At 28.2% G+C, this 6,683-nt stretch carries 8 protein-coding genes and 1 tRNA gene; 8 read left to right on the top strand and 1 reads right to left on the bottom strand.

What is annotated here, in order from left to right:
• The first annotated feature begins 25 nt into the window (after positions 1–25).
• Positions 26–99, top strand: a tRNA-Cys gene (locus B2P65_RS17170).
• A 125-nt stretch (positions 100–224) separates the two neighbouring features.
• On the opposite strand, the gene B2P65_RS17165 is transcribed toward B2P65_RS17170, so the two are convergent.
• Positions 225–1,385 (bottom strand): hypothetical protein, encoded by a 1,161-nt coding sequence (locus B2P65_RS17165; protein WP_346880627.1) that lies wholly within the window; start codon positions 1,383–1,385, stop codon positions 225–227.
• A gap of 468 nt (positions 1,386–1,853) precedes the next feature.
• Here B2P65_RS17165 and B2P65_RS17160 point away from each other — a divergent pair, with 468 nt between their 5' ends.
• From B2P65_RS17160 to B2P65_RS17130, 7 genes are all read left to right on the top strand, one after another.
• Positions 1,854–2,060 carry a sigma factor G inhibitor Gin gene (locus B2P65_RS17160; RefSeq protein ID WP_035130775.1) on the top strand — a complete coding sequence of 69 codons (207 nt, stop codon included), beginning with the start codon at positions 1,854–1,856 and terminating at the stop codon, positions 2,058–2,060.
• Complete coding sequence (locus tag B2P65_RS17155; protein WP_346880626.1) at positions 2,042–3,478, top strand: aminotransferase class I/II-fold pyridoxal phosphate-dependent enzyme; 1,437 nt, start codon at positions 2,042–2,044, stop codon at positions 3,476–3,478. Before B2P65_RS17160 ends, B2P65_RS17155 begins: the two co-directional genes overlap by 19 nt.
• 41 nt (positions 3,479–3,519) lie before the next feature.
• Positions 3,520–4,146 carry a dTMP kinase gene (gene tmk, locus B2P65_RS17150; protein ID WP_346846913.1) on the top strand — a complete coding sequence of 209 codons (627 nt, stop codon included), beginning with the start codon at positions 3,520–3,522 and terminating at the stop codon, positions 4,144–4,146.
• Between the two features lie 20 nt (positions 4,147–4,166).
• Positions 4,167–4,496, top strand: coding sequence for a cyclic-di-AMP receptor (locus B2P65_RS17145; RefSeq protein ID WP_035130781.1), 330 nt, complete (start codon positions 4,167–4,169; stop codon positions 4,494–4,496).
• 70 nt (positions 4,497–4,566) lie between these two features.
• Entirely contained in the window at positions 4,567–5,502 is a 936-nt protein-coding gene (locus B2P65_RS17140) for a DNA polymerase III subunit delta' (RefSeq protein ID WP_346880625.1), read from the top strand.
• Positions 5,503–5,504: 2 nt separating this feature from the next.
• Entirely contained in the window at positions 5,505–6,413 is a 909-nt protein-coding gene (locus B2P65_RS17135) for a stage 0 sporulation family protein (protein WP_346846915.1), read from the top strand.
• Between the two features lie 10 nt (positions 6,414–6,423).
• Positions 6,424–6,627, top strand: a complete 204-nt coding sequence (locus tag B2P65_RS17130) for a heavy-metal-associated domain-containing protein (protein ID WP_346846916.1) — start codon at positions 6,424–6,426, stop codon at positions 6,625–6,627.
• The last annotated feature ends 56 nt before the right edge of the window (positions 6,628–6,683 follow it).

The raw sequence follows: 6,683 nt of genomic DNA, 5'->3' as shown, positions 1-6,683 counted from the left end.
CGATTCCTGCTCGAGCCACCAGTTTGGCGCTATAGCCAAGTGGTAAGGCAGAGGCCTGCAAAGCCTTTATCCCCAGTTCAAATCTGGGTGGCGCCTCCAAAAAGACTTGTAAACATATTGTTTACAAGTCTTTTTATTTACTTATTAAATCATAGTATATCATTATTAGATTTAGTATATAAATTTTTATATAGTATGTTACATAAGAATTCACTTTTATTCCATTATAAAGTTTTAGAAATGTTTTTAGAGAGAGAGGTAGTGCTTTCATAGATTAAATCTTTGCGTTCAATTAAATCTATAGAAGTTAAAATTAAGGCTTCAATAGCTTTCCATATATTACATTTAGCATATTCTGTTAATGTTAAATCCATAAACTGTTTTGATGGACAGTGAATTGATGGATCACTTACTATTGATATAGACGGATATATAGTAGGCGTAGTATGACTTACAGTACCAATTCCTAAGGGATATAGCATTTTTTTCCCGTAGTTCATTTCAATTAATCCAGTTTCTTTTAAGTTATTTTCAAATAATTTATTTACTATTTTATTATCTAAAAGTTCTTTGCAAGGAAGCTCAATTAGCTTAATAGAGCAATCTATATTTATGATATCTTCTATGCATTTAATATAGCTTCTTATATTTTCTTCGATTTTATGACATAACTTATGATCTTTTGATTTAATTTCAAATTTAACCTTAGCAGATGAAGGATATTCAACTAATGCATTATCACAGGTAAGATTTAAATGATCCATATAACATTCTTTTGAGATGTTTTTAACTAACTCGTTTATAAAGTGTACTGTATGTAGACAAACATCTAATGAACTTTGGTTAGCATTATCATTAGAAACAAGTAAATTATTATAATCAAGCTGTAAGGTTGTGCATGCTTGAGAAGTATTATTAATAGATGTTATATTATCCACATGAGGAGCAAAAATTACACTACAATTTTCAAATACATTTTCTTTTGTCATTATAATTTCTGAACCATTGGAGTATTTCCCTGGACATCCGATTACTAGAATAGAACCTCCTATTTTGTCAATGACAGAAGATAAACCTATGGCTGCACCTAAAGACATAGTAGCATTGGCATTATTACCGAAAACATGACCATCATCACTTCCACTACTATATTTACATATAAAACATATCTCAGGATGGCTGTGTCCAATTCTGGCACGAAATGCAGTTGGAATATCTATGAAATTTTTTTCAATATTAAAATTATATTTTTGTAAAAGTTTTATAATGTAATCTGATGATTTATATTCATTAAAACAGTTTTCACTATTTTCATATAAAAATTTATTAATATCTAGGATTTCAGATCTTATAGTAGATAAAAAACTTAGAACATTTTGTTTCAATTGTAACCCTCCCTACAATTTTATAGATACTAATATTATCAATATCTGACCTTATGTAATTAGTATGTGCACATATATCTATATTATCCAGTAACAAATTTATAGATAAATAGTATTTTAATAGTATCTATATTTGTAATAAGTTTTTTATTAAATGTATTTATGAATACAAGAAAATTAGACAATTTATGTAGATTAATAGATATATGGGTTTATTAATTTATTAACATTATACTTGATGTTATTTAAGGTAGAAAAAGTATGAATTATAAGATGAAATTTTTTTTTTGGACAAAATAAAAAAAAGGATTTCATGAATAAAATATATTATAAGGGGCGATAATTAAGACAGTCTTAACATGGATAAAACTTAGAAGGATTACTCTATTTTAACTAAGTTGACTTATTCAAAGACAATATAATAATAGACTAACAAGTTCTATTGGATAAATTTTGAGGGGGAAAAATATGAATAAGGAATGTATTATATGCAGAAAGCCTCTAGATAATGGTATACTTATATATGGACGAAGAATTTGTGAGAACTGTGAAAGAAGATTATTAACAATAGAAACTAGTACAGATTTTTATGAATTTTATAAGAACTGTATTAAAAAGAATATAGTTCAACTTATACCAAGAGGAGTGAGTGATAAGTGCCAAGATTACCGATAGTAGATTCACTATTGAAATATAAAAAAGAAGAAAATAGCTATTTTGCTATGCCTGGACATAAAATGGGAAAAGCATATGAAGATACAAAAGAAGGAAAGATTTTATTAGATAATTTCATTAACTTTGATATTACTGAGGTAGAGGGCTTAGATAATCTTCATAATCCTACAGGCATAATAAAAGAAGGACAAGAACAACTTGCTAATTACTATGGGAGTAAAAAATCTTACTTTTTAGTTAATGGAAGTACATCAGGAAACATGATTATGATATTTGCTACATTTAAAGAAGGCGAAAAAATAATCGTAGAAAGAAACTGTCATAGATCAGTATTCAATAGTATAATATTACGTAAGTTAAAGCCTATATATGTTATGAATGAGGTAAATGAAAAATATGATGCTCCTTTTTCTATTAATAAGAAGCATCTATATAAATTAATAAAGGAAAATCAAGATGCTAGGGGAATATTATTAACATACCCTAATTATTATGGCATATGTACAGAGTTAGATGAAATAGTAAAAGAAGCCAAGAAATATAATATGAAGGTATTAATAGATTGTGCTCATGGAGCACATTTTGGAGTTATAGATGAATTGCCTGATAATCCGCTTAAGCTAGGTTGCGATATGGTTGTTCAAAGTGCTCATAAAACATTACCAAGCTTAACACAAACATCATTTTTACACGTTAATTGTGATGATCTTTTAGATGAGGTTAACTTCTATACTAGCATGTTTTTGACAACGAGTCCTTCATATTTATTTCTTGCCAGCATGGATTATAGTAGATATTATTTACAGAAGTATGGAAGTAAGGATTACAGTATATTAATTAATTTATGTGAGGAATATAGAAAAAAAATAAATCACATTGATTTTTATCATATAATAGATGAGCATGATATAATTAAGAAAAGTTCATCAACTAGAAATAAGGTATATATAGATAAAACTAGATATGTTATAAATGTACCTAAAGGATTTAGTGGACATCTATTACTAGATTATTTAAAAGTTAATAAGATTCAATGTGAAATGAGTGACTCAAGAAATGTAGTATTGATTTTTGCTACTTCAAACACCAGAGATGATTTTGATAAACTTTATAGAATACTAAAAGAGTGCAATAAGGATACTTTAGTAGATGAATATGTAAAGCCTATGCAGTATGAAATTCCACTAATAGATAAATTACCATGGGAAACTCTAAATATGAAAAAAGTTGAGTGTAGTATTAAAGATTCCGTAAATAAAGTGTGCGGACAAGCTATTGTCCCATATCCACCTGGGGTACCACTAATAATGCCAGGAGAGATTATTACGAAAGATATTATTGATATAATAGGATATTATATAGATAATAATGTTACATTATTAGGAGTGAAGGAAAATAACTTAATTATAATAAAATAGCAAAGAAACTATAGGAAAAGATAAGTTTGGAGGTAAGTTTTTTGAATAAAGGGTTATTAATAGCATTAGAAGGTCCAGATGGTAGTGGAAAATCTACACAAATAGAATTATTAGAAAAATATTTTGTAGATAAGGGTATTGAAGTTATAAGAACGAGAGAACCTGGAGGAACTAAAATTAGCGAAAAAATTAGGGCGGTAATTTTAGATAATGCTAACCAAGAAATGGATAACATGTGTGAGGCTTTACTATATGCTGCGGCGAGAGCTCAGCTTATAAAAGAGGTAATAAAGCCTGCAATTGCTGAAGGGAAGGTAGTCTTATGTGATAGATTTGTATATTCATCTATAGTTTATCAAGGAATTGCTAGAGATTTGGGAATAGACACTGTCAAATCTATAAATGATTGTGCTTTAGGTGGACTTGAAGCGGATTTAGTATTTATGATAAGTATTCCATATGATAAAGGAATTGGAAGAAAGAAAAATCAACGGGAATTAGATAGACTTGAGAATGTTGGTATGGATTTTCATAAAAAAGTTTTTGAAGGATATTCAAAAATTAGTAGTATTTATGATAAAATAGAATTAATAAATGGAGACGACTCTATAGAAAATATTTATAGGAACATAGTAAATAGAGTTGAATCCTATATAGAGCATAAATAAATATTTAGGAGGGGTATTATATGAAATTAATAATTGCGATAGTTCAAGATGACGATGCTATGGATTTAATCGATATCTTAACAGAGAATGGGTTAAGGGTTACAAAGCTTGCAACTACAGGTGGATTTTTAAAAGCTGGAAATACCACATTAATGATAGGTGTAGAGGTAGAGAAAGTTGATACTGTTTTAGGATATATAGAAGAAATCTGCAAAGTTAGAAAACAACTTATATCATCACCTTCTCCGGTTGCTGGATCTACAGGAGTATATGTTCCGTATCCTGTAGAGGTAAATATAGGTGGTGCTACTATATTTGTTGTTGATGTAGATAAGTTTTTAAGAGTATAATATATTTAAGTAAAATAATGTACAATAGGTTAAACTTATTGTACATTATTTATTATATAGGAAGGAGCAAATGAGTATGATAGGTCATGAAAATATAAAAAATAGCTTAATTGAAGCAATTAATAATAATAAATTTACTCATGCTCATATACTAGTTGGAGAAAAAGGTATAGGGAAAAGTGTCTTAGCTAAATTTATAGCATCAAGGCTCTTAGGAATAGATGAAGTAAGAGAACATGTAGATATAATTAATTGGTCTTTAGATAAGGGAAAAGCATCCATAGGAGTGAATACTATTAGGACTATTATAGAAGAATGTAATAAGAAACCTTTTGAGAGGGATAGAAAGGTTATTATCATAGACAACGGTGATAAGATTACATTTCAAGCACAAAATGCATTTTTAAAGACTATAGAAGAACCACCAGCTAATGTTTATATATTTATATTATGTGAAGAATTAGAAAGCATGTTGGATACAATTAAATCCAGGTGTGGCATACATAAACTAAAACCACTATCAAAGGAAGAGATGATTTTATTTCTTAAGAATAGATATACAGGAATTGAAGAAAATAAGATGTTAGTGGCTATTTCTTTTGCAAAAGGAATACCAGGAAAAGCAGAGAGTTTAATAGAAAATGAGGATTTTAGTTTAATAAGAAATACAATTTTTGAACTTATATATAAAATTAAGGATAAAGATTATGAAACTTCTTTATTATATGAAAAGTTTTTTAGTGATTATAAAAATATGGAAGAGGATATTTTAGATGTAATTATAACCATAATAAGAGATATAATTATTTATAAAGAAGTTGGAGATGAAGAGATTATAATAAATATTGATAAAATATCCGATATTAAAGATTTAGTTAATATATTTTCATTAAGTAAATTAAATGGTATGATTAAAGTTGTAGATGATACAAGAAAAACTTTAAAAAATAATGTAAACTCGTCATTGGCATTTATAACGATGGTTTTGAGAATGCAGGAGGTTTAAATATGATAACAGTAATAGGAGTAAGATTTAAAAAGGCAGGTAAGATATATTATTTTAATCCTGGTGATTTGGATATAAAAAAAGGTGACTTTGTAGTTGTTGAAACCGCAAGAGGAATTGAGTTTGGTGAGTGTGTAGTTGGAATGAAAGAGCTCAGAGAAGGTGAAATTGTAGCTCCTTTAAAGAATGTGATAAGGAAAGCTTTAGAGGAAGATATAAATGCAAATAAAACTAATAAAGAAAAGGAAGAAGAAGCTTTTAAGATATGTCTTGAGAAAATAAAGGCCCATGATTTAACTATGAAGCTTATAGATGTAGAATATACTTTTGACAATAATAAAGTAATATTCTATTTTACAGCAGATGGTAGAGTAGATTTCAGAGAATTAGTTAAAGATCTGGCATCAATTTTTAGAACTAGAATAGAATTAAGACAAATTGGTGTTAGGGATGAAGCTAAGATGACTGGAGGTCTTGGACCTTGTGGAAGAAGTTTATGTTGCTCTACATTTTTAGGTGAATTTGCCCCAGTATCAATAAAAATGGCAAAGGAACAAAACCTATCTTTAAACCCTACTAAAATATCAGGAATATGTGGAAGACTTATGTGTTGTTTAAATTATGAGCAAGAAACATATGAAGGGATAAGAAAAAGATTACCTAAGGTAGGTTCTATAGTAGATACATGCTATGGAAAAGGAGAAGTAGTTTCTAATAGTGTAGTTAAAGAGGCGGTAAAAGTAAAAGTAAACATAAAAGATGGTGAAGATGATATTAAAGTAGTTAGTATAAATGATTTAACATTAATATCTGGTAGCTATGAAGATATAATTAATGAAATTGATTTAAAGGAATTAGAAAATCAAGCTGAAGACCCTACACTAATTAAAGAGCTATTTAAAGAAAATTAGGAGGAAGGATATGAAGACTACACTTAAAGTTTGTGATATGGTTACAAGTAAAGATGTTACAAGAGTTAAGAATGCCATATCCGCCAATGAAGGGGTTATAGCCTGTGGAATACACAAAGTTAAAAAAGAAGTAGAAATTGTTTATGACAATTATTTTATAAACATAGAGGATATAATTGAATCCATAGAGAATAGTGGTTATACAGTTATATAAGTACTCAGAATCCTTGTAGATATAAAGCTACAAGGATTTTTTTTGCATAAAAATAA

The sequence above is a fragment of the Clostridium sp. UBA3061 genome (assembly GCF_002367465.1).
GTDB lineage: Bacteria > Bacillota > Clostridia > Clostridiales > Clostridiaceae > Clostridium_J > Clostridium_J sulfidigenes.
The sequence above is the reverse complement of the archived record's forward strand: the minus strand, read 5'-3'. Positions and strand labels throughout refer to the sequence as shown.

Excerpts from the sequence above, each read along its gene's own strand:
- B2P65_RS17140 (WP_346880625.1), top strand. The coding sequence starts at position 4,567 with ATGAGTATGATAGGTCATGAAAATATAAAAAATAGCTTAATTGAAGCA.
- B2P65_RS17145 (WP_035130781.1), top strand. The coding sequence starts at position 4,167 with ATGAAATTAATAATTGCGATAGTTCAAGATGACGATGCTATGGATTTA.
- B2P65_RS17160 (WP_035130775.1), top strand. The coding sequence starts at position 1,854 with ATGAATAAGGAATGTATTATATGCAGAAAGCCTCTAGATAATGGTATA.
- B2P65_RS17135 (WP_346846915.1), top strand. The coding sequence starts at position 5,505 with ATGATAACAGTAATAGGAGTAAGATTTAAAAAGGCAGGTAAGATATAT.
- B2P65_RS17130 (WP_346846916.1), top strand. The coding sequence starts at position 6,424 with ATGAAGACTACACTTAAAGTTTGTGATATGGTTACAAGTAAAGATGTT.